We start from the raw sequence: 21,252 nt of genomic DNA, 5'->3' as shown, positions 1-21,252 counted from the left end.
GATATTAACCTTCAATTGACCAAAATTGATTAATTTGCAATTAGCTGTGCCCTGTTTCTGAGCGGTAAGCCATGGCACCAATTGTTTTAATATTTTTACCGATTAATTAATGCTTTTTACCGATAATTGGCCTGCGAATAGGAGAATGCCATTGGCTAGCATCAACGCTTGCATTACCTTTGGTGTATAATAATTGAAGAAACAAATGGAAAACTATAATAATAATACAAATGTGGATAATCGCTCAGGCAAGGTTTGGGCAGGATTAATCATCATCGTTGTAGGCGCTCTCATTCTGCTCGACAACATTGGCTTCGATTTGCCTCGCTGGCTTTTGAGCTGGGGCAATATTTTAGTTGCGGTAGGTTTGTTAATTGGTTTCAAGCATAAATTCAGACACAGTGGCTGGTTCATCATGATCTTGGTGGGTTTGTACATCAGTTTGAGCAATTCTTATGGAGACGCCATCAATTTTACTAAAATCGTACTTCCCTGTTTAATTGTTGTACTGGGCATATTCATCATTTTTAAGCCAAAAAGCAATTATAAGCATCATGAAGAAAGGTGGAGAAGAAGGCACGAAAGATGGGATAGGAGACATAACAGATGGCAAGACAGATTTGGCGATAAAGAAGCTGTTGAATTCAAAACAGAAGAACCACAGCCTGTTACCGACGAAGAAAAAAAAAATAGCAGCAACGACTACCTCGAATCGATAAACGTATTTGGAGGCTGCCATCAGGCTGTATATTCAAAACACTTTAAGGGAGGAGAAATTGTAGCTGTATTTGGCGGTTGCGACCTTAACCTTACCCAGGCTGATTTTGATGGTGAAGTAAGCATTGATGTAACTGCAATTTTTGGTGGTGCCAAAATCGTTGTTCCTCCGGGATGGAGAGTAAAATCTGAAGTAACCGCAATTTTTGGTGGCTTAGATGACAAAAGAAGCATCCAGCCTTTGGCAGAAGGAGAAATCAAAACATTAGTCATAAAAGGGGTGGCATTATTTGGCGGGGTGGATATTAGAAACTATTAACAGAGTCCTTACCTAAAACGCAGCCTGTGACAACAACCCCATTATCAATAAGGCAAATCAAGCTGGCCTGCAGTATTTTTCTAGGAGGCTGGATAGCGGCATGGTCCGCGATGCTTTATTTTACATTAGATTTTAATTGGCAAATTGCCTTGGCCGATAGCATTGTGAGCAATGGACTATTGGCCATTGGCTGTGTAGTGCTGAGCAATATGCTGGGCTACTACCAACCCAAAAAAGAGCGTGCCTTGTTTTTGGTGCTGCTAACGGGCGTACTTACGCTAGTAGCCATACTTTTATCTAAATACGGCTTGCATTACCTGTTTAACAAAAAAATAGATTACCTCAAGTTTTTAGATTTTTCTTTGCCTTTTAGAGCGCTGGTAGCCTTTTTGTGCCTGAGCTGGTGTGCGGTTTCTATCATATTATGGTATAGGATAGAAGAACAGTCCGAATCGCAAGAGCGCTTATTGACAGCGCAAAATTTGGCCAAAGAAGCAGAACTGAACAAGTTGAGACACCAGTTGCAACCACATTTTTTGTTCAATAGCTTAAATTCGGTTTATGCGCTCACCATTATAAATCCAACCGAAGCCGGAACCATGATTACCAAATTGGCTGCCTTTTTAAGGGGCACACTTAAAAGAGACGATGAGGTTTGGGTAAGCGTAGCCGAAGAAATGGAATATATTCAACTTTACTTGGATATAGAAAAAGTGCGTTTTAGCCATCGTTTAAGTATAGATGCCGAAATTGCCGAAGAAACGTTGGGCCTCTGTTTGCCAGGCACCTTGTTGCAACCTATTGTAGAGAATGCCATTAAGTTTGGTCTTTACAACACTTCCAATGCCATAACCATTACCATTAAAGTAAAGCTGGAGAATAAAGCCTTGGTTGTTTGTGTAGCCAATCCCTACGACCCAGATATGAAGGCCAGCAAAGGAACTGGCTTTGGTTTGTCGGCCATACGCCGCAGATTGTACCTTTTATTTGCAGATAGTAACCTTTTGCAGACAGAAACAAAAGACAATAATTTGTATATTACCACACTTAAAATACCGCAGAAAGATGATAAGAACGATACTAATTGATGATGAGTCTTTGGCTCGCGATGTGGTAAAGCACTATTTAAAAGACTATCCGGATATTGAAGTGGTGGCCGAATGCTGCGATGGTTTTGAAGGCCTCAAGGCCATTACACAGCACAAGCCTGATTTTATTTTCTTGGATGTACAGATGCCAAAAATCAGTGGCTTTGAAATGCTAGAGCTGGTAGAAAACCCGCCAGCAGTAATTTTTACTACTGCATTTGACGAATATGCCATTAAGGCTTTTGAAGTAAACGCAGTTGATTACCTGCTCAAACCAATTGAAAAGATCCGCTTTGAACAGGCGATGCAAAAACTGCCATCAAAACTGGCCAAGGAAGAAAGCAGCAGCGAATTATTAGAGACTGCATCTTTATCACCTGCACAAAACAGCCGTATTGTGGTAAAAAGCGCTGGAGTAATTAAGATCATTCCGGTTAGTGAGCTTCATTACATCGAAGCTGATGATGATTATGTAAAACTGAGCACTTCCGAAGGCAATTTCCATAAGAACAAAACCATGGGCTTTTTCGAGCAGACCTTAGACCCTTCGCAGTTTATCCGTATCCATCGCTCGTATATCATTAACCTGGCGCAAGTAACCAAAATTGAGCTGAAAGAGAAAGACAGCTATATTGTTTTGCTCAAATCTGACATCTGGTTGCCGGTAAGCAAAACAGGTTATGTAAAATTAAAAGCGGCCTTGGGTTTGTAGTATAAATGGTCCAACACAAGGCAGGGATGTTTTGTTGATAAAAATAAAAAGAAATCATTCTTGCATTTGTAGAAAAATCGCGTTATATTTGCACCTCTTATTTAAAAAACTTAGTTAAGATATTATACAGTTATGAAAAGAACTTTCCAACCTTCGCAAAGAAAGAGAAGAAACAAACATGGCTTCCGCGAAAGAATGGCTACAGCAAACGGTAGAAGAGTATTAGCTTCACGCCGTGCAAAAGGAAGAAAAAAATTATCAGTTTCTGACGAGCGTCGTCACAAAGCATAATTTTTGATTGCTTTACCTCATTCGAGGAGTTAGCAGATCAGCTATGCTGCCAAACTGCAATCAAAATGAATAGATTTAACAAAGAAGAACGGTTATGTAGCAAGAAATATTTAGACTTGCTCTTTAAAAACGGTTCTTCTTTTTTATTATATCCCTTTCGCATCACCTTTCTTTTTGTAGAAGAGCCTCACAAATATCCCGTGCAGGTAGTTATTAATGTAGCCAAAAAACGCTACAAGCATGCGGTTGACCGAAACCTGATCAAAAGGCGTATCCGAGAAGCCTATCGCCTGCAAAAAGAAGAAAAGCTTTATCCATTTCTGAATCGGCCAGATAACCTGTTGTTGCTGTCACTGCAATATGTAGGCAAGGAAAAGTACGATTACAGTTTTTTTGAAAAGAAGCTGTCTAACGCCTTTCAAAAATTGATTGCCCAAATCCAACCTGCAGATGAAAATCATTAAGCAATTGTTTTCGTGGCTGTTCTTGGGCATTATCAAGCTGTATCAGCTGTTCTTGTCGCCTTTGCTTGGAGCAAGCTGTCGTTTTACGCCTACCTGTTCGCAGTATGGGGTAGAGGCCATTAAAAAGCATGGACCTTTTAAGGGAGGCTGGCTTACCATTAAGCGTATTGCAAGTTGTCATCCTTGGGGCAGGCACGGGCACGATCCGGTTCCTTGACGTTAGTTATCAGTTATCAGTTGCCAGTTGTCAGTTATCAATTGGCAGTTATCAGTTTTCAACAGCAAAGTGTACGAAGATTTCGCAGGGAATGGAGCACCAAGTCCATAGTCCAAAAATCGTTGCGATTCCGAACTTTCTTTGGGAGAGAAGTCATTCATTTTCAGCCACAGGTTATTTATGCTGCATTTCCATTTTCCATCTGCCATCTTACCTTTTACCTTCCACCTTTTGCCTTTAATCTTTGTTCCTTACTCCTCAATCTTTGTTCTTTAATCTTTGATCTTTGCTCCTTATTCTTTCTTTCAAATAAATCTTTACTTTTGTGCCTGAAAAATGGCTACTATACTTCAAATCGAAACCGCTACACCAGTTTGTTCAGTTGCATTGTCTGTAAATGGGGAAACTGTTGCGCTTAAGGAGCTCGCTGGACAAAATATCCATGCCTCAAACCTCACTTTGTTTATTGATGAGGTGTTGCAAATGGCCAAGCTCAGCTATGCGCAATTAGATGCTGTAGCGGTAAGCAAAGGACCAGGATCTTATACTGGCCTCCGAATTGGTGTTTCTACTGCCAAGGGGCTTTGTTTCGCCTTAGATAAGCCATTAATTGCTGTAGGTACTTTGCCAATGATGGTTAGTGGCTTTCTGCAGCAACATCCAAATTATGGAGGCTTGATTTGCCCAATGATCGATGCCCGAAGAATGGAAGTATTTACGGCGGTTTACAACAATAAGTTGCAAAGCCTAGAAATAGTAAATGCCAAGATTATAGATGAGAAGAGCTTTATCTTGGAGCTCGACAGTAATTTTGTGACCTTTATTGGAGATGGAGCTGCCAAATGTGCACCAGTATTGGCGCATCCCAATGCCCATTTTTCTGATGCCAATTATAATTCGGCTAACTACATGAGCAGATTGGCCTACGATGCCTTTACCAAGGGAATTTTTGAGGATGTAGCTTATTTTGAGCCTTTTTACCTGAAAGATTTCGTGTTTACTACCCCGAAGAACAAGCTTTAGGCTTTCATTTTACATTGAAGTAATTGTTTACCATCTAAGGTACTTCAGAGTTTTCAATTGTTAGGGCTATTACCTACAATTTCTTGAAAAATTCGTACATGCTTCTGAAAAAGCCTTTGTATACTTTTTCTCCATTTACACCCGGCATCGTGCTCAAATTCTGTGGATGCTCTACCGTACGTCCGAATTTAATGCCCATGCCCAAATAAACGGAACCGCCTACGTAGCCGCTCCCAATGCTCGCATCTTTATTGTTGATACCTCTACCTAGGGAAATACTTTTTCCAATGTTATCGGTTCCCAAAAAGAATTCGAAGTTTGGTGTTTGGTACATCCCCTGTAAACCAATCATTATAAAATCATTGAAATTGTATAGTGGTGTAATGCTCGCCGCAAACTTGTTGATCTTGAAAGTATTCACTAGGGCTACATCGCCACCTGGATGAAACAAGTTTTTAGAAACAATAAAGCTCGGCTTATAAAAATCGAATGTCCTGGAAATCAGAAAATCGGCTTTTGCATTGGTTGGCGCAAAAAATCCTTTTTGCTGGTCAATGTCTCTCGCAATATCGGTAATCTCTTGGTTGATGTCTTTGTTGGTCTGAGTGGAGAGGGCGTAAATGCTCTTCAGCTGATTGAACTTCGCAATGTGCGAACTCTTGCTCCATTTGATAAATCCCAAGTCCTTGATATTTCCCATAATGAAGTAACCAGATTTAGAATTATAGGTAGTTCCGAAGCTAAGCGAAACACCAGGGTTTTTGAAATTGGGGATAAAGTTTTTCTTATCAATCTCATCACTCTGTATAAAAGAGCCTTTGTATGTGCCATTAAGGCCAATATCTAGACGATCGTTGGCCACATCGGCGAAGATATAAGAATCGTCTATGCGAACAGAGTTGTAGGTAATGCCACTCAACAAACTGAACTTTACGCCAAATGCCAATCTTTTATCCCAGTTTTCTCTAATGCTTACGCTAAACTGATGATACGATTGAGCGTAACCTTTATCATTAAAAATATCGGTATAGGGCACATTCTGAAATCTTTTGTAGGTGTCGAAGATGGCCAAAGATTCATTAGTGTAGGCCAAATGCGCATCTGAACGTACTTGCCAGGCAAAGCCGATTTCCTGATTGTATTTATAAGAATTGAAAATCCTAAAGGTAAGCAGGTAGACATTGGTGTTCTGATAGAGCTTGTTCATGGCGCCAGTGCCCAAAGGCAATCCCCTGGTGTCGTTTACGTGTTCTTGTGCCAATATCCTCAATGCATCTTGGGCACTGCCACCTCCGGCCGCGTTAAGGCTAAAATTTGGAAAAAGAAAATTAGAAGCGTATTTGCCAGAGCTGTCTAGCGTGAATGCCTTTACTGCCGGATTTTCAAAGGCATCAAATAAAGTCCGAGTGTTAAACAGCGCATATTGCTGGGCTTTTAGCTGATTAAATAAGCATATTAATCCAAACAATAAGAGGTATTTCTTTTTCATCTGTGCTAAGGGATGGTTTGCAAAGTATCGGCTTTAACTGAGGTTTGTTCCGGTTTCTTATACAAAAGCAAATTAGTCAAAAACTTTCCATTATCACCAGCCAACTGGTAACAAAAAGAATCAAAAACTTTTAATCCGTCTTTTGATTGGTATTGCTTAAAATAAGGTGATTTCAAATTACGACCGAAGATGTCGTTCGAATTTTTATGGTTGATGTAAAAAGAAATGGTACTTGATGAAGACAATTGATCGCTTAAGCCCTTGTAATCCTCATCGTTAATGAGCAATTCATTGTTTTTATAGTTATTTAAGAAAACCTGTATGCTGCTCGCATTATTGGCCATCACCAAATAATTATCTATGATGGTATAAAACGGACGTTCAAATTTTTTAAAAGGCTCACCAAAATAACTGTATGGAATATAATTTTCTTTAAAAATCCTGATATCAGGTGCATAGGAAGCGCTTAAATCCAATAAAAGCTGATTTACCTTTTCGCCATTGCTCAAAGCAATTGCCCCGAATTTTTCACCAGTATTTAATTCGAAAACAGCCAACTGGTTTTTAAAGTATTTCGGAATAATCTGATCTAAATCTAGTCCATATTTTTGCTTGATGTTGTCAAGCGTCTTGATTGTTTTGTCCTTGTCTTTTTGTTTGCCCATCCAAACCGTCAGGTCTTTTCTCCAATTGGTGTAATCGCTAATGGCGTAGAGGCAGTAATTGGCCGTTTTTGCAGGTATGATGTTGTTAATGCTGATTTTCTGCTCAGGTATTTTGGCAAACAACTGGAAATAGCTATCCTGATCGTTAACTGCCGTACTTCCGTTAAACAATAGCTTTTCGCGACTGAAATTATAGCTTAAAGAAGCAAAGCTGTTCTGTTTATTGAAAATGCTCAGTTCGCCACTCATATTATTGCTCAAAACCTGTTTAAGCAGGGAAGGGATTTTATTAAAGTCGAGATAAAGATTGGCCAAAGTGTTTTTGTTAAAACGGCTGTTAGCTTTAATGTAATCAATAAAGTTTTGGTCTGGAGCTGTCTTGGGCTGCAATGATTGCTGAATGGCTGCTAAAGTATTAGAAACTACTACAAGCTGGTCTTTAAAAGCCAGGAAATATTGGGTGCTGTCGGTAAAGCTTAACTCATAAATGGAGCCTGTCTGTTTGATCTTTGCTTTTTTAAGTCCCAAATCACGCAGGGAAATATCTTTTTTATAGTTGGGTTTTACTTGGCTGCTGATGACAAAATCAATGTCATTATTTGCTCCGGCAACTAAGGCCACATAAATTTTCTGTCCATCAAATAATCCATTGATCTCTGGCAAATCGATCAGGTTTTCCTTCAGTGATTTGAAGGCGGCCGTCTTGCTTTCGCCAAGCAGTGGACGGAACAGGTCTTGTCCGTTGAGGATTTCGTAAAAGCTTTTGTCGTTTTCAAAGCTAAATACAATTCCCGCATTTGCGGTGGCTGCATTTAACGATAAGTCGTTGGTATTGGTGTCGGTGTTGAGATTGGAAAAATATACATAGACCATCGCTATGATTCCGAGCAATAAAACACTGAGTATGATGTAAATTCTTTTCATGGTCTTCTTCACAAATTTAATCTATTTGGGCCTAATTCTCCGAGAATTTGCCCTAATTCTTATCATTTATGTTGGTAAATATATCCATGTCGATTTTTATGCATTCTAGTTGCCTTTAATCAATGGCTAGCAATTGATTCTAAACAACAAAGGCCACCTCGTATCGAAGTGGCCTTTGTAAAGATAGGTTTAACAATCTTAGAAAGAATAACCAACGCTGAAACCTAGAACCCGGTTTCTTACTTTGGCATCAGTGCCCTCTCTGCTATCCTTTGGAATAAGATTGCTTAGGCCTAAACCGTAATTGGCACCTATGGTAAATCCATTGGTCATCCTAAAACCTAGGCCAAAGTTGGCACCATAATCCATGCTGCTCAAATCATCATCAGCCTTGCTGCCGAAATCAATATCGGTGCTGGTTTCTGATCCATCAACAGCATTGTTTTTTGTCTTGTTTTTTCCAGCAATGGCAAAACCAAGATATGGGCCTGCACTTATTTGCACCGAACCTGCACTTTGTACAGGAATACTGTAAACAACATTTACAGGTACGTCAACATACATCAGGTTAGTTTTGAGGTAGCCATTTAGGTTGTCGTCGTTTGCTTCAAACTTGGTGCCTTTGTTCTGTAGGGTAACACCAGGCTGCAACATCAGATTTTTGGCAATTCCAAAATCACCATAAACAGTTACATTGAAACCTATGTTGCTTTTTTGATAATCTTTTAGCGCCTGGATGCCGCTATTTTCATCAAGATCGCTTCCTGAAAAGCTAAAGCGAGATAAGTTGACGCCTGCCTTAACGCCTATTCTGGCATCAGATGAAGTCGTCGTGTTCTGTGCTTGCGCCATAAATCCCGTACACAATAATACGGCCGCGCCTAATAATAAGTTTTTCATTTTGGTATGTATTTCAGTTTAAGATTGTCCAGTTTAACTGGATTTAGTTATATCATTCAATCCAAAAGCGGTGCCAATATTTAAGAAGAAATTATTATTTTATTTGTAACTAATTGTTATTTAGTATTTTGTGTTTGTTTTTGGCTAGAGATTTATTTTAATTAATGCCATTCGATACATGCCATTTTTTGTCTAGTTATTAGGATTTTACCTGATTAATTCAAGTATTACAAGCGTATACATGGGCAGATGTAACTGATAGCCATCAGGGCTACTATAGCAGTTTATTTTCGTTGAATACAGAGATTATAAGCGCATTTTCTTAATTTAGCGATCGTATAAAGCCGATAATTTATGAATAAACGGATCATCCTTACCGCTGCCTTTTTTGGTGCATTAGCGGTAGTTTTAGGCGCTTTTGGTGCACATGGGCTTAAGAGTTCAATTAGTGCATCAGCGCTAGAAATATGGCAGAAAGGCGTAGAGTACCAATTTTACCATACTTTCGCCCTTTTATACCTCTCTACTTTCGCGCGCTATAAAAACAAGCTCATCGGTTTTGCCTACGTATTTTTTACTTTAGGCATTGTGCTTTTTTCAGGATCCCTCTATATTTTGACCTTAAAAGACGGCTTTCACTTAACTTTTGCAAATATCGTTGGACCCATTACGCCAGTTGGCGGCTTGTGTTTTATTTTAGGATGGATTAGCCTTTTTCTGGCCGCATTAAAAGATAAATAATGCAGTTTGCCGAACCTACCGATTTTTCTGAAAGAGAAACACTCTTTGTAGAAGTGATATTGCCATTGTCATTGGCGATCAACTATACCTACAGGGTGCCCTATGAGCTGAACGACAGTGTGGCTGTGGGTAAAAGGGTAGTGGTTCAGTTTGGCAAACATAAGATGTATACCGCATTAGTGAAACACATCGGTACGCAACCTCCAGAATTTTACCAGGCCAAATATATCATCGATGTGGTAGATGAAGCGCCTGTCATCAATGATAAACAATTTGAGTTTTGGGATTGGATTTCGTCGTATTATTTATGCAACGAAGGCGATGTGATGTCGGCTGCCTTGCCAACTGGCCTCAAACTGGCCAGCGAAACCATATTGGTTCTTCGAGATGAACTACCCGAAGAACTGGAGCTCACAGAAAAAGAAAATATCATTTTTCAGGTGCTCCAAAAACAACAACGCATCAGCATCGACGATGTAGTTGAACTGCTTGGGCAAAAAACGGTTTATCCAATCATCAATTCGCTCATTGCCAAAGAAGTTATTATTGTGGCCGAAGAGGTGGTAGAAAAATACAAGCCACTGCTCAAGTCTTTTATCAGGCTTAATCCATTTTATAAAGAAGAAGAAAACCTCAAACAGCTTTTTGCCATTCTGGAGCGTGCACCAAAACAATTAGATGCGCTGTTGGCTTATCTCAAGCTGACTAGAACAGATCAGGCTGTGCCCAAACAACAACTATTAGAAGAAAGTGGCTGTGGACAAGGCGCTCTAAAGGCTTTGCTTGAAAAAGATGTTTTTAGCCAAGAGAAGCGACAGGTGAGCCGTTTAAATGAGCATGGCGACGAGTTTGAGGTAAATTTTGAACTTAGCAAGGCGCAAGAGCATGCATTTAACGAAGTGCAAAAAGGTTTCGAGCAAAAAGATGTAGTGCTGTTGCATGGCATTACGGCTTCGGGCAAAACCCAATTGTATATCAAATTGATCGAAAAGGCTATTGCCGATGGCGGACAGGTTTTATTCTTGCTTCCAGAGATTGCATTGACAACTCAAATTGTAGAAAGGATCAAACAATATTTTGGAGATAAGATTGGTGTTTATCATTCCAAATTTAACGACAACGAACGTGTTGAGATCTGGAATAAAGTAGTAAATGGTGCTTATCAGGTTGTTTTAGGCGCAAGATCTGCCGTGTTTTTGCCTTTTAAGGAGCTTAAGCTTATTGTGGTAGACGAAGAGCACGAAGCTTCCTATAAACAACATGAACCTGCGCCGCGCTACCAAGCCAGAGATGTTGCGGTTTTCTTGGCTCATTTGCATCAGGCCAAAGTGGTATTGGGATCAGCTACGCCTTCTATAGAGAGCTTTTATAATGCGCAAACCGATAAATATGCCTTGGTAACGCTGAATGAAAGATTTGGTGGCGTACAGCTCCCGATGCAACAAGTAGTGAGCATTGCCGAAGAAACGAAGCGCAAAAAGATGACTTCTTATTTTACCAGTGTGCTGATAGACGATATGGCCACGGCATTTGAAAATAAAGAACAGGTCATCCTATTCCAAAACCGTAGGGGCTATGCTACCATTTTGATTTGTGCTACCTGTGGCTATGCACCCAAATGCGTAAACTGCGATGTAAGCTTAACCTACCATAAAGCTAGTGGCAAATTGCATTGCCATTACTGCGGCTATCACCAATCGAGTATTAACATTTGTCCGGCCTGCGGTTCTGTACATATCGAGCAAAAAGGCTTTGGTACCGAACGTATAGAAGAAGAGTTGAGCTTGATTTTTCCAGATGTAAAAATTGCCCGTTTAGATTTAGACAGTACCCGAACCAAAAATAGTTTGCAGCAAATCATCTCTGATTTTCAGGATAAAAAAACACAGGTGCTTATCGGAACACAGATGGTGGCCAAAGGATTGGATTTTGACAATGTGAGCCTCATTGGCGTCATCAATGCCGATACCTTGCTCAATTACCCAGATTTTAGGGCTTTCGAAAGAAGCTATCAGTTATTGGCGCAAGTAGCTGGCAGAGCAGGAAGGAGAGACAAGCAAGGGAAAGTTTGTATCCAGGCCTATGACGAATCGCACCGCATTATACAACAGGTAATGGAAAACAACTACCTGCAAATGTATGCCGATGAAATGGATGAACGCAAACAATTCAATTATCCGCCGTTTACCCGACTGATTTTTGTAAACGTAAAACATAAAGATGCAAATGTGCTCAACATGGCCTCGCAACAATTGGCAACGGCACTAAGACAGCAGTTGGGAAGTAGGATTTTAGGGCCAGAACAACCTTTGGTGGCCCGAATCAGAAACTATTACATCAAGCAGATCATTATCAAAATAGAAAAATCGGCTCCCGTACAAAAGGTGAAAACCATTTTAAAAGATACGATCAGGGATTTCAATGCCCAAAAAGACTTTAAAAGCGTAATTACGCAGATCGATGTAGATCCTTACTAGTTTCTTTGGATCAAGTGGATCTGAAGTCCTACAGAAACAGGGTTAAGCAAGAATTCCCATTTGGTATATTTTACAAAGCTACGGGTGTTAACCGCATCTTGTTGGGTAGCTTCCTGTCTTTCGTAAGAGTAGTAGAAATCAAGGCTGGTTTCGGCAAAAATGGATACGTTTTTAATCGGATTGATTTTAAGACCAAGAACTGGTGCCATCACAAAACCGTTTTTATCAGCATCTACCGTATAAGGCAAGCTGGCACTTTTAGCATTATTGGTTTTGATCTCGCCGGTAAAACGATTGGCCCTAAAACCCAAATCGGCACCAAAATAGGGCTGTACAATAGCATAATTGATGCTTTTTTCGAAACCCAGCTTGAAAGAATAGTCGGTTACATGTCCGGTAGCGATTTCGCAATTGCTGCATTGGTTAAAGAACGTTACTTCATTTCTGAAATAATTGCCGCTTAGGCGATAGCTGATCTGGTTATCGTTAAACTTAATCATCACTCCGTTGGCATAGGCATGAGTATAATCTTGGGAATTGGTTTGATTTAAAACTTTAGGCATTTGCATCATGCTGTAGCCCCGAAGTCCAATGCTATAGTTATAATTACCATCTAACTGCGCAAATGCCACAGAAGACACCAACAAACAAAAAACACTAGCTAAAAATCTTTTCATGCGATCAAGATAAAATTTACCGAGTTCAAAAGTAGAAATTATTTGCTTATTTATCCGTACTTAAAATTAAGGTTTGGATATATTTTTTCACACCCCTTATTGAAGTGGATAATTTTTAGGATTGATTTTGTGCTCGTTATAAATAAATAATGCGTTAAACAATATAAAGTAACTTAAATTAGTGTTAAACCCTTATTTTTGGAGCAAGATGGCGTATAAGTTTGTAGATAATTACCGAGAACAAGGAGCAAGAAAGAAACTGGTTGTTTTATTAAAGGAAAGAGGAATTAGCGATGAAAGGGTATTGAAAGCAATAGGCAAAGTGCCCCGCCACTTCTTTTTCGACGAAACTTTCTGGAACCAAGCCTATAAAGACATTGCTTTTCCGATAAAAGATGGACAGACCATCTCACAGCCCTATACCGTAGCCTATCAAACAGAATTATTGCATATCCAAAAAGGCGACAAGGTATTGGAAATAGGAACTGGTTCAGGTTATCAAACTTGTATTTTGTTAGAGCTTGGTGCAAAGGTTTATACCATCGAGCGTCAGGCCAATCTTTATGCCCATACCTTAAAAGTATTGCCGGGCATGGGTTATAAGGCTAATTTCTTTTTAGGCGATGGCTCTAAAGGCATTGAAGAACATGCACCTTACGATAAGATTATTGTAACTGCAGGCGCACCATTTGTACCCGAAATACTGTTAAAGCAATTAAAAATCGGCGGTATTTTGGTTATTCCGGTAGGGGATGAGAAATCACAGAAAATGCTGACAGTAATCCGCGTAAGCGAAAATGATTATGATAAAATTGAACTCGATACCTTCCGTTTTGTGCCTTTGGTAGGCGACCAGGCTTGGTAGCTTTTAGTTATTAGCTAGTTTATTGGCCATTGGTTCATTAGTGGGTTAGTCGAGCTAGACTCGTCATGCCGGACCCCGAGCCCTTTTGCCATTCCGAGGTACGAGGAATCTATCTATAGTTACTTTTATTAATAGATCCTTCACTGCGTTCTGGATGACAAATTATTGAAAGAGGTGGTTAACCAACAACTCTTAACTGAGAACTCACAAATGAAAACTCACAAATGAAAACTAACAACTGGCAACTAACAACTGTTAACTGAAAACTAACAACTGGTAACTAACAATTGAAAACTAGCCTAAAACTTCAACGCCCTGTCCATTTCACGTTTGCTTTCGCGTTCCTTGATGCTATCGCGTTTATCAAATTCTTTCTTGCCCTGTGCCAAGCCGATTTCAATTTTTGCAAAGCCTCTTTCATTGGTAAAGATGCGCAGAGGAACAATGGTATAGCCTTTTTCTTCGCCTTTAACCTTTAGCTTTTTAAGCTCCCTTTTTTGCAATAGCAATACGCGGTCTCTTTTAATGTCGTGATGATAAAAAGAACTATGGCTGTATTCTGAAACATGGAGGTTTCGTACATATAGATTATTGCCAATAAACGTACAGAAGGCATCAGTCATATTGGCTTTGCCCTGCCTTATCGATTTGATTTCGGTACCCAACAAGGCGATGCCCGCCACAAAACTTTCTAAAATGTGGTAATCGAAATAAGCCCTTTTGTTTTTAATCTGTATATCCTTTGACATGTTGCAAATATCGGTATTTATTAGCTAAAATCCATATGCGCGCTCGTTTTGAAGAAAATACCTAGACTAATACTGGTCTATAAATTTTAAATGCAATAATGTTGCATTTAAAATTTGACTTTTTATATTTGCATCGAAGTTGCGTTGAACAGCTTCATTCAATATTATCCACAGCACACATGAGAAAACTACCAGTAACCGTTCTGAGCGGATTTTTAGGGGCAGGAAAAACAACTTTGCTCCATCACATCCTAACCAATAAAGAAGACCTGAAAGTGGCCGTAATCGTAAACGATATGAGCGAAATCAACATCGATGCCCAATTTATTGCGAACAAAAACGTGATCTCGCACAGCGAAGAAAAGCTGGTTGAAATGAGCAACGGCTGTATTTGCTGTACCTTGCGCGAAGATTTGTTGGTTCAAGTAGAAGAATTAGCCAAAGAAAACCGGTTCGATTACCTGCTTATCGAAAGCAGCGGCATTAGTGAACCCATTCCGGTGGCACAAACATTTACTTATGTTGACCAAGAAAGTGGGATAGATCTTTCTCGCTTCAGCTATATCGATTCAATGGTTACCGTGGTAGATTGCTTTAATTTCTATACCGATTTTGGCACCAATGAATTGCTGCTAGATAGGGAATTGACTACGCTGGAAGGGGATCAAAGGACAATCGTCAACCTATTAACCGATCAGATCGAGTTTGCCAACATCATCATTTTAAATAAAACCGATCTGGTGAGCAAAGAAAATCTGGGCTTGTTAAAAGCCCTGCTTCGCAAGCTCAATCCGGTTGCGAAAATAATGGAGAGCAGCTTTGGAAAGGTAAAACTCAGTGAAATACTCGATGTGCGCTTATTTAATGCAACTGAAGCAACGGCGAGCGCATCGTGGCAACAAGAACTAGCAGCTGGCAGTCATTTGCCAGAAACAGCAACTTATGGCATTAGTTCCTTTGTTTTTTGCAATGCGAAGCCTTTTCACCCAACACGCTTTTGGAAGTACCTGAACCAAGATTATCCCAGTGAGCTGATCCGGGCCAAAGGATTGTTCTGGTTGGCCTCTAGACCAGATGAAGCCATCAGTTTTTCGCAGGCCGGTGGCTCGTCGAGGTTAGAGCCTGCTGGGGTATGGTGGGCAAGCATGGCACCACAAGATCGATTAAAGTATCCGGATTACCTTCATAACGAAGCCCAGATCAAAAAAAGATGGCACAGCCAATGGGGAGATCGAATCAATGAACTGGTTTTTATCGGACAAGATATCAATGCCAAGCAAATCACGGCTGATTTAGAAAAATGTCTTTTACAAAAGGAGGAATTGAAAATCGATTTGAATCTCTTTGCCTTTGATGATCCCTTTCCTCAGGATATCTAACGATCGAGATTTATCAAAATATTTAAAGCTATATTCTTAATTTATTTTTTAGATTAATCTAAATTTATATTTTTGCAAGACTAATATTTTAAGATGAAAAGATTTATCCTCCCTATTTTATTAATTTTCTTATCTACTGAGGTACAAGCGCAACAAGTTAAGCTAAGTGGCCAAGTGCTGGCCGGCGCAACACCTGTACACAAAGCCAGTGTACAATTGGTGGGACTCAATATCGGGGCTGTTACTGATAGTTTGGGGAATTTTACGCTGGCTAAGCTCAGACCTGGAAACTACAGCTTGAAAATTAATGCCATGGGCTACAGAACTTTAACCATGCCTATCCAATTGCAAAAAGATAGTTTGCTTTTGCCTATCAGCTTAGAAACCATAGATGAAAGACTAAATGAAGTAGTGGTTACAGGTACCCAAAAAGAAATCAAGCGTTTAGAAAGCCCGGTGCCTGTAGAGATTTATACAGCCAAGTTTTTTAGAAAAAATCCAACACCGAGCATATTCGATGCGCTACAAAACGTAAATGGGGTGAGGCCCCAGCTCAATTGCAATATCTGCAATACCGGCGATATCCATATTAATGGCTTGGAAGGGCCATATACCATGGTGCTGATAGATGGCATGCCAATCGTAAGCAGTTTATCAACAGTTTATGGTTTGTCGGGTATTCCAAATTCTTTGGTAGAGCGGATTGAGGTAGTTAAAGGCCCAGCTTCATCGCTGTATGGGAGTGAAGCGGTTGGTGGGCTGATCAATATCATTACCAAAAAGGTACAAAATGCACCATTGTTCTCGGCCGACGCCATGGCAACAGGATATGGAGAATACAGTGCAGATCTTGGGTTTAAAGTCAATGTTTCGCCAAAAGTAGCCGTGCTTACCGGGGTTAATTATTTCAACTACCAAAACAAGATAGATCATAACCACGATGGATTTACGGATGTGACCTTGCAAAATCGCATTTCATTGTTCCAAAAATGGAATATAGACCGTAAAGAGAACAGGCTGTTTTCATTGGCTGGCCGGTTTTTGTATGAGGACCGTTGGGGAGGAGAAATGAATTGGAACAAATCTTATCGCGGTGGAAACGAAGTGTATGGGGAGAGTATTTATACCAAAAGATTTGAATTGCTAGGCAATTATCAGCTGCCGATCAAAGAAAAATTCTTCTTGGCTTTTTCTTTAACCAGTCACGACCAGAACAGCAGGTATGGCGATGTGTCTTATATCGCGCAGCAAAAAATAGCTTTTACCCAGCTTACCTGGGACAAAAAAATGGGAATCCACGATCTGCTTTTCGGCTCGGCCCTCCGCTATACTTATTATGACGACAATACGCCAGCCACCGCTTCGGCAGATTTAAACAAGCAGCAGAACCAGCCGGAAAATACATTTTTGCCGGGCTTGTTTGTGCAGGATGAAATGAAGCTGAGCAAGGCGCATTCGCTGCTGGCTGGCCTAAGGTATGATTACAATTCGATACATGGCCATATTTTAACACCAAGATTGGCCTATAAATGGAGCCTTGACGAGAAGAATATCATCAGGTTGAATGCCGGAACTGGATTTAGGGTGGTGAACCTCTTTACCGAAGACCATGCCGCCTTGACTGGTGCCAGAGAAGTAGTGGTGAACGATCAGCTAAAGCCAGAGCGGACCTATAACGTAAATCTAAATTATTTAACCAAGGTCTACTTGGAAAACGGTTCTTTTTTTGGTCTGGATTTTTCAGCCTTTTATACTTATTTCAATAACCGTATTGTTGGCGATTTTGATACCAATCCTAATCAGATCATTTATAACAACCTGAATGGCCATGCCGTGAGTAGAGGCTTTACAGGAAATATAGACATGGCTTTGGCCAATGGCTTAAAAGCGAATATTGGAATGACCTACCAAGATGTTGGTCTGACCGAGGATGGTATTAAAAAGCAGCAAATACTAACGGAGAAGTTTTCTGGTACTTGGGCAGTTTCCTACAAAATCAATAAAATGCATTTGGCCATTGATTATACTGGGAATGTTTACGGACCGATGCGCCTGCCTTTGTTGAGCAGTTTAGATCCCCGCAGACCGTTTTCGCCAACTTGGAGCATCCAGAACATCCAGTTGACTTATGATGGCTTTAAACGGATAGAAATTTATGGTGGCGTAAAAAACCTGTTGAACTTTACGCCAAACAAGGGAACGCCATTTATCATAGCGCGTTCCAACGATCCTTTTGATAAAAACGTGCAGTTTGGTGCAAATGGGCAAGTATTGGCAACTGCTGATAATCCTTATGCGCTAACTTTTGACCCTAATTACGTATATGCACCGAACCAAGGCATCCGAGGATTTTTAGGTGTGCGTTTAACCATCAATTAATGATGAAAAAGCTGATTTTCTTTATAGCGGTTCTTTTTTGCGCTGGGCCTGCCTTTGCTCAATCACATGCCTTTGGCTTTTGGCAATTAGATAGTCTGCAACAAATAGAAAAGCGGAAAGTAGTCGTATTTGTTTATACGGATTGGTGCAGCTACTGCAAAGCCATGGAAAGGAAAGTGTTCAGCGCACCCGAGATACAGCAACAGCTCGGGCAGAACTATTATTGGATAGCTTTAAATGCAGAAGAAAAATTGCCAATTCGTTATGGTGGACGAACCTTTGAATTTAAGGCAAGTAAAGGTTTTCATGAATTGGCGCTCAGTTTAATGTCTGATAGAAAGCGGCTGCCCTTTCCTTTTTTGACTATTCTCGATACGCAAGATCAAATCAATTATCAGCAGGAAGGCTTTATCAATGTTGCTGCGCTCCAAAAGATCTTGGCTTATTTTAAGCCTTAAATCTATGGTCAGTGGGACACAGACCACGGATTAAGCGATTAGCAGGAAGGTTTTATGAATACTGCTGAACTCCAAAAAATCTTGGCTTATTTTATTCTTTAACGTACAATCAATACAGGAATATCCACTTTGTGCCTTACTGAATCTACTGTTGTGCCAAAGATCAAGTCTTTAAGGCCTTTATGTCCGTGCGCACCCATCACCAAAAGTTCGATGTTGTTTTCCTTGCTGATGTTGGCAATGGCTTTTGCAGTGCCTCCAAAACCAATATGGCTACTCGATTCATAGCCCAATTCCATCAGGTTCAGTCTGTATTTTTCGAGATTTTCAGTGTCTGATTGTGTTTCATGGTCCATTGCGGTTTGGCCATGGTAACGGGCTACGGCCGTTTCTACAACATGAATGAGGTAATAGTGTGCATTTTTGCCTCCCTGGATCAACGCATGTCTAATGGTATTCCTGTCATTTGCAGAGAAATCTACTGTAATTCCAATTCTCTGGTAGTTTATCTTTTCGATATTGCTAATAGCCAAGGCATCGCCATGTGGCACGTTACCCACGCGTTGCCTTTTGTTGATGAGCGGATAGATAAAGATATAAATCAATAATAAGGCTGTTAATACAGCAACAGGAATTACAATTACATCGATATACCAACTGCCCGAAGCTGTTCGCCAGCCACTGATTTCTTCAATAACCAATTTGATATTGAGACTAACAATAACAATGGCACTTGTCCAGGCCAATACCTTAACCCATGGTTTAATGGCAAAATCCTTCATTTCTTTTTTGTCGGAAGTGAGGTGGATGAGCGGGATAATGGCGAAGCCCAACTGTAAACTCAGTACGACCTGGCTCAAGATCAATAAACCGCCCAAGGCATCGTCTCCAAAAAATAAGATGGTACAAAAAGCAGGGATAATAGCTAATAAACGGGTAATCAATCGGCGTAGCCATGGCTGGATCCTTAAGTTCAAGTGACCTTCCATGATAATCTGGCCAGCCAAAGTTCCAGTAACGGTAGAGCTTTGCCCTGCAGCAATTAGGGCGATGGCAAACAAGGCAGGAGCAACCGAGCCAAAAATATTGCTCAATAAACGATGGGCATCTTGTATTTCGGCCACTTCATGAAAACCGTTCTTAAAAAAAGCGGCAGCGGCTAGGATCAAGATGGCCGCGTTGACAAAAAAAGCCAGGTTAAGCGCTACAGCTGTATCTATAAAGTTGAATTTGATGGCTTCCTTAATGCCTTTATGATCTCGTTCAAACTTGCGGGTTTGGACTAGCGAGGAGTGGAGATACAAATTGTGAGGCATTACTGTAGCTCCAATAATACCGATGGCAATATAAAGTGCTTCGCCCGAAAGCAACGAAGGCTCAAAGCCTTTAGCGATCTCTTTAATGGAAGGCTCTACGATAAACATCTCTACCAAAAAAGAAAGGCCAACTATAAATACCATAGAAACGATAAAGGCTTCCATTTTACGCATGCCTTTGTTCAATAGAAAAAGTAGCAGTACGGTATCGAATATGGTAATAGAAATGCCCCAAATTAACGGCAGGCCAAACAAGAGGTTTAATCCAATGGCCATTCCAATAATTTCGGCCAGATCGCAGGCTATAATGGCGGTTTGGGCCAAAACAAACAATGGAAAGTTCACCCATTTTGGGTAGGCATTTCTCGAAGCCTGGGCCAGGTCGAGCCCCCTTACAATACCCAAGCGAGAGCTTAACGATTGCAAAAGCAAGGCGATCAAGTTCGACATGAGCAATACCCAGATCAGCTGATAACCGAATTTACTGCCACCGGCGATGTCTGTTGCCCAGTTGCCCGGATCCATGTAACCCACGCTTACCAGGTATGCGGGACCTATAAAGGCCAAAATCCTTTTCCAGCCTGTGCGTTTATTGGTGACTACGCTCTGGTGTACTTCGCTTAACGATTGCTTCTGGTCCATGCTATTTGCTGATTAAAATGTGTTTGGCCACTTCTCTGCTAATGCTCAATTTGCTGCCGTTAACCAATAGCTCAACCGAACCATCGAAATCTGTGATTTCTGTAATTTCTATTTTTTTGCCCAAGGTCAGGCCTAGTTTTTCTAAATGTTTTAAGAAAGGAGAGGAGTGTTCGCTCACGCCAGTAATTGTTCCTCTTTCTCCGGTTTTTAGTTTGTTCAGTTTAATAAAAGCCAAATCTGCAAAATTCCCGTTTTGATCAGGAATAGGATCTCCATGTGGGTCGACTTTTGGAAAATCTAAAAAAGAATCCAAACGCTCAATCAGCAAGGCCGAGTTGATGTGTTCGAGCTCTTCGGCCACTTCATGCACCTCATCCCATTTAAAAGAGAGCTTTTCTACCAAAAATACTTCCCAGAGCCTATGTTTCCTTACAATATTAATGGCTGTTAACCTTCCTTTTTCGGTTAGGGTAACACCTTGGTATTTTACATAGTCGACCAGTTCTTTATCCGAAAGCTTCTTCAGCATGTCGGTAACCGAGGCCGCTTTGGTTTGAATACGCTCGGCAATGGCATTGGTTTGTACAGGATTGCTGATTTCTGAAAGGTGATAAATGATTTTCAGGTAGTTCTCTTCGGTATAGGATTGCATTTTGTTAGCCTAATAATTATTTTAGACAAATCTAAAAAATTAACGATAAAATAAAAAGTAATTTTATTGAAGCTTTATAGAATAAAATTTGGCTAATCGACGTTAGTA

General features: G+C 40.4%; 20 protein-coding genes. 13 read left to right on the top strand and 7 right to left on the bottom strand.

All coding sequences use genetic code 11. The features are described 5' to 3' along the window. Nucleotides 1–205 precede the first annotated feature (205 nt). The 7 genes from AC570H_RS09105 to tsaB all read left to right on the top strand — a co-directional run bounded on the left by AC570H_RS09105 (nucleotide 206) and on the right by tsaB (nucleotide 4,831). Nucleotides 206–1,036 carry a LiaF transmembrane domain-containing protein gene (locus AC570H_RS09105; RefSeq protein WP_497353901.1) on the top strand — a complete coding sequence of 277 codons (831 nt, stop codon included), beginning with the start codon at nucleotides 206–208 and terminating at the stop codon, nucleotides 1,034–1,036. A 26-nt stretch (nucleotides 1,037–1,062) separates the two neighbouring features. Beyond that, nucleotides 1,063–2,124, top strand: coding sequence for a sensor histidine kinase (locus tag AC570H_RS09100; protein ID WP_497353899.1), 1,062 nt, complete (start codon nucleotides 1,063–1,065; stop codon nucleotides 2,122–2,124). After that, on the top strand, nucleotides 2,102–2,836 hold the full coding sequence (locus AC570H_RS09095) for a LytR/AlgR family response regulator transcription factor (protein WP_497353897.1): 735 nt from the start codon (nucleotides 2,102–2,104) through the stop codon (nucleotides 2,834–2,836). The genes AC570H_RS09100 and AC570H_RS09095 overlap by 23 nt, the downstream gene beginning before the upstream one ends. 132 nt (nucleotides 2,837–2,968) lie before the next feature. Next, entirely contained in the window at nucleotides 2,969–3,127 is a 159-nt protein-coding gene (gene rpmH, locus AC570H_RS09090) for a 50S ribosomal protein L34 (protein WP_008241331.1), read from the top strand. Nucleotides 3,128–3,192: 65 nt separating this feature from the next. Then, nucleotides 3,193–3,591: a ribonuclease P protein component gene (gene rnpA, locus AC570H_RS09085; protein WP_497353894.1), complete on the top strand. Its 399-nt coding sequence runs from the start codon at nucleotides 3,193–3,195 to the stop codon at nucleotides 3,589–3,591. After that, nucleotides 3,578–3,808 carry a membrane protein insertion efficiency factor YidD gene (yidD, locus tag AC570H_RS09080; RefSeq protein WP_497353892.1) on the top strand — a complete coding sequence of 77 codons (231 nt, stop codon included), beginning with the start codon at nucleotides 3,578–3,580 and terminating at the stop codon, nucleotides 3,806–3,808. The genes rnpA and yidD overlap by 14 nt, the downstream gene beginning before the upstream one ends. A gap of 336 nt (nucleotides 3,809–4,144) precedes the next feature. Next, nucleotides 4,145–4,831, top strand: coding sequence for a tRNA (adenosine(37)-N6)-threonylcarbamoyltransferase complex dimerization subunit type 1 TsaB (gene tsaB / locus AC570H_RS09075; RefSeq protein WP_497353890.1), 687 nt, complete (start codon nucleotides 4,145–4,147; stop codon nucleotides 4,829–4,831). Between the two features lie 73 nt (nucleotides 4,832–4,904). On the opposite strand, the gene AC570H_RS09070 is transcribed toward tsaB, so the two are convergent. From AC570H_RS09070 to AC570H_RS09060, 3 genes are all read right to left on the bottom strand, one after another. Then, nucleotides 4,905–6,320, bottom strand: coding sequence for a DUF5723 family protein (locus AC570H_RS09070; RefSeq protein WP_497353888.1), 1,416 nt, complete (start codon nucleotides 6,318–6,320; stop codon nucleotides 4,905–4,907). A gap of 5 nt (nucleotides 6,321–6,325) precedes the next feature. After that, nucleotides 6,326–7,909: a hypothetical protein gene (locus AC570H_RS09065; protein ID WP_497353887.1), complete on the bottom strand. Its 1,584-nt coding sequence runs from the start codon at nucleotides 7,907–7,909 to the stop codon at nucleotides 6,326–6,328. Nucleotides 7,910–8,107: 198 nt separating this feature from the next. Continuing rightward, nucleotides 8,108–8,809, bottom strand: coding sequence for a porin family protein (locus AC570H_RS09060; protein WP_497353885.1), 702 nt, complete (start codon nucleotides 8,807–8,809; stop codon nucleotides 8,108–8,110). A gap of 354 nt (nucleotides 8,810–9,163) precedes the next feature. Here AC570H_RS09060 and AC570H_RS09055 point away from each other — a divergent pair, with 354 nt between their 5' ends. Further along, the gene (locus tag AC570H_RS09055) at nucleotides 9,164–9,550 is read left to right on the top strand and encodes a DUF423 domain-containing protein (RefSeq protein WP_497353883.1); all 387 of its coding nucleotides are present in this window, start codon (nucleotides 9,164–9,166) and stop codon (nucleotides 9,548–9,550) included. Beyond that, nucleotides 9,550–12,027: a replication restart helicase PriA gene (priA, locus tag AC570H_RS09050; RefSeq protein WP_497353881.1), complete on the top strand. Its 2,478-nt coding sequence runs from the start codon at nucleotides 9,550–9,552 to the stop codon at nucleotides 12,025–12,027. Before AC570H_RS09055 ends, priA begins: the two co-directional genes overlap by 1 nt. Here priA and AC570H_RS09045 read toward each other — a convergent pair. After that, nucleotides 12,024–12,704 (bottom strand): hypothetical protein, encoded by a 681-nt coding sequence (locus tag AC570H_RS09045; protein WP_497353879.1) that lies wholly within the window; start codon nucleotides 12,702–12,704, stop codon nucleotides 12,024–12,026. The two genes, priA and AC570H_RS09045, sit on opposite strands and share 4 nt — an antisense overlap. A 208-nt stretch (nucleotides 12,705–12,912) precedes the next feature. Here AC570H_RS09045 and AC570H_RS09040 point away from each other — a divergent pair, with 208 nt between their 5' ends. Continuing rightward, entirely contained in the window at nucleotides 12,913–13,569 is a 657-nt protein-coding gene (locus AC570H_RS09040; RefSeq protein ID WP_497353877.1) for a protein-L-isoaspartate(D-aspartate) O-methyltransferase, read from the top strand. A gap of 299 nt (nucleotides 13,570–13,868) precedes the next feature. On the opposite strand, the gene smpB is transcribed toward AC570H_RS09040, so the two are convergent. Then, a complete protein-coding gene (gene smpB, locus AC570H_RS09035; RefSeq protein ID WP_497353875.1) occupies nucleotides 13,869–14,318 on the bottom strand; it encodes an SsrA-binding protein SmpB in 450 nt (149 codons plus the stop codon). Nucleotides 14,319–14,497: 179 nt separating this feature from the next. On the opposite strand from smpB, the gene AC570H_RS09030 reads away from it, so the two are divergent. The 3 genes from AC570H_RS09030 to AC570H_RS09020 all read left to right on the top strand — a co-directional run bounded on the left by AC570H_RS09030 (nucleotide 14,498) and on the right by AC570H_RS09020 (nucleotide 18,534). Next, entirely contained in the window at nucleotides 14,498–15,697 is a 1,200-nt protein-coding gene (locus AC570H_RS09030; protein ID WP_497353873.1) for a GTP-binding protein, read from the top strand. Nucleotides 15,698–15,790: 93 nt separating this feature from the next. Then, entirely contained in the window at nucleotides 15,791–18,076 is a 2,286-nt protein-coding gene (locus AC570H_RS09025; RefSeq protein ID WP_497353871.1) for a TonB-dependent receptor, read from the top strand. Continuing rightward, the gene (locus AC570H_RS09020; RefSeq protein WP_497353869.1) at nucleotides 18,076–18,534 is read left to right on the top strand and encodes a thioredoxin family protein; all 459 of its coding nucleotides are present in this window, start codon (nucleotides 18,076–18,078) and stop codon (nucleotides 18,532–18,534) included. The genes AC570H_RS09025 and AC570H_RS09020 overlap by 1 nt, the downstream gene beginning before the upstream one ends. Before the next feature lie 98 nt (nucleotides 18,535–18,632). On the opposite strand, the gene AC570H_RS09015 is transcribed toward AC570H_RS09020, so the two are convergent. After that, on the bottom strand, nucleotides 18,633–20,492 hold the full coding sequence (locus tag AC570H_RS09015) for an Nramp family divalent metal transporter (RefSeq protein WP_497353867.1): 1,860 nt from the start codon (nucleotides 20,490–20,492) through the stop codon (nucleotides 18,633–18,635). A gap of 1 nt (nucleotide 20,493) precedes the next feature. After that, nucleotides 20,494–21,144 carry a metal-dependent transcriptional regulator gene (locus AC570H_RS09010; RefSeq protein ID WP_497353866.1) on the bottom strand — a complete coding sequence of 217 codons (651 nt, stop codon included), beginning with the start codon at nucleotides 21,142–21,144 and terminating at the stop codon, nucleotides 20,494–20,496. Nucleotides 21,145–21,252 lie beyond the last annotated feature (108 nt).

This window comes from Pedobacter sp. B4419 (genome assembly GCF_059693725.1).
The sequence above is the reverse complement of the archived record's forward strand: the minus strand, read 5'-3'. Positions and strand labels throughout refer to the sequence as shown.

Bases quoted from the DNA above. Each gene is read 5' to 3' on its own strand.
- AC570H_RS09105 (WP_497353901.1), top strand. From the start codon at position 206: ATGGAAAACTATAATAATAATACAAATGTGGATAATCGCTCAGGCAAG.
- AC570H_RS09095 (WP_497353897.1), top strand. From the start codon at position 2,102: ATGATAAGAACGATACTAATTGATGATGAGTCTTTGGCTCGCGATGTG.
- rpmH (WP_008241331.1), top strand. From the start codon at position 2,969: ATGAAAAGAACTTTCCAACCTTCGCAAAGAAAGAGAAGAAACAAACAT.
- rnpA (WP_497353894.1), top strand. From the start codon at position 3,193: ATGAATAGATTTAACAAAGAAGAACGGTTATGTAGCAAGAAATATTTA.
- yidD (WP_497353892.1), top strand. From the start codon at position 3,578: ATGAAAATCATTAAGCAATTGTTTTCGTGGCTGTTCTTGGGCATTATC.
- tsaB (WP_497353890.1), top strand. From the start codon at position 4,145: ATGGCTACTATACTTCAAATCGAAACCGCTACACCAGTTTGTTCAGTT.
- AC570H_RS09070 (WP_497353888.1), bottom strand. From the start codon at position 6,320: ATGAAAAAGAAATACCTCTTATTGTTTGGATTAATATGCTTATTTAAT.
- AC570H_RS09065 (WP_497353887.1), bottom strand. From the start codon at position 7,909: ATGAAAAGAATTTACATCATACTCAGTGTTTTATTGCTCGGAATCATA.
- AC570H_RS09060 (WP_497353885.1), bottom strand. From the start codon at position 8,809: ATGAAAAACTTATTATTAGGCGCGGCCGTATTATTGTGTACGGGATTT.
- AC570H_RS09055 (WP_497353883.1), top strand. From the start codon at position 9,164: ATGAATAAACGGATCATCCTTACCGCTGCCTTTTTTGGTGCATTAGCG.
- priA (WP_497353881.1), top strand. From the start codon at position 9,550: ATGCAGTTTGCCGAACCTACCGATTTTTCTGAAAGAGAAACACTCTTT.
- AC570H_RS09045 (WP_497353879.1), bottom strand. From the start codon at position 12,704: ATGAAAAGATTTTTAGCTAGTGTTTTTTGTTTGTTGGTGTCTTCTGTG.
- AC570H_RS09040 (WP_497353877.1), top strand. From the start codon at position 12,913: ATGGCGTATAAGTTTGTAGATAATTACCGAGAACAAGGAGCAAGAAAG.
- smpB (WP_497353875.1), bottom strand. From the start codon at position 14,318: ATGTCAAAGGATATACAGATTAAAAACAAAAGGGCTTATTTCGATTAC.
- AC570H_RS09030 (WP_497353873.1), top strand. From the start codon at position 14,498: ATGAGAAAACTACCAGTAACCGTTCTGAGCGGATTTTTAGGGGCAGGA.
- AC570H_RS09025 (WP_497353871.1), top strand. From the start codon at position 15,791: ATGAAAAGATTTATCCTCCCTATTTTATTAATTTTCTTATCTACTGAG.
- AC570H_RS09020 (WP_497353869.1), top strand. From the start codon at position 18,076: ATGATGAAAAAGCTGATTTTCTTTATAGCGGTTCTTTTTTGCGCTGGG.
- AC570H_RS09015 (WP_497353867.1), bottom strand. From the start codon at position 20,492: ATGGACCAGAAGCAATCGTTAAGCGAAGTACACCAGAGCGTAGTCACC.
- AC570H_RS09010 (WP_497353866.1), bottom strand. From the start codon at position 21,144: ATGCAATCCTATACCGAAGAGAACTACCTGAAAATCATTTATCACCTT.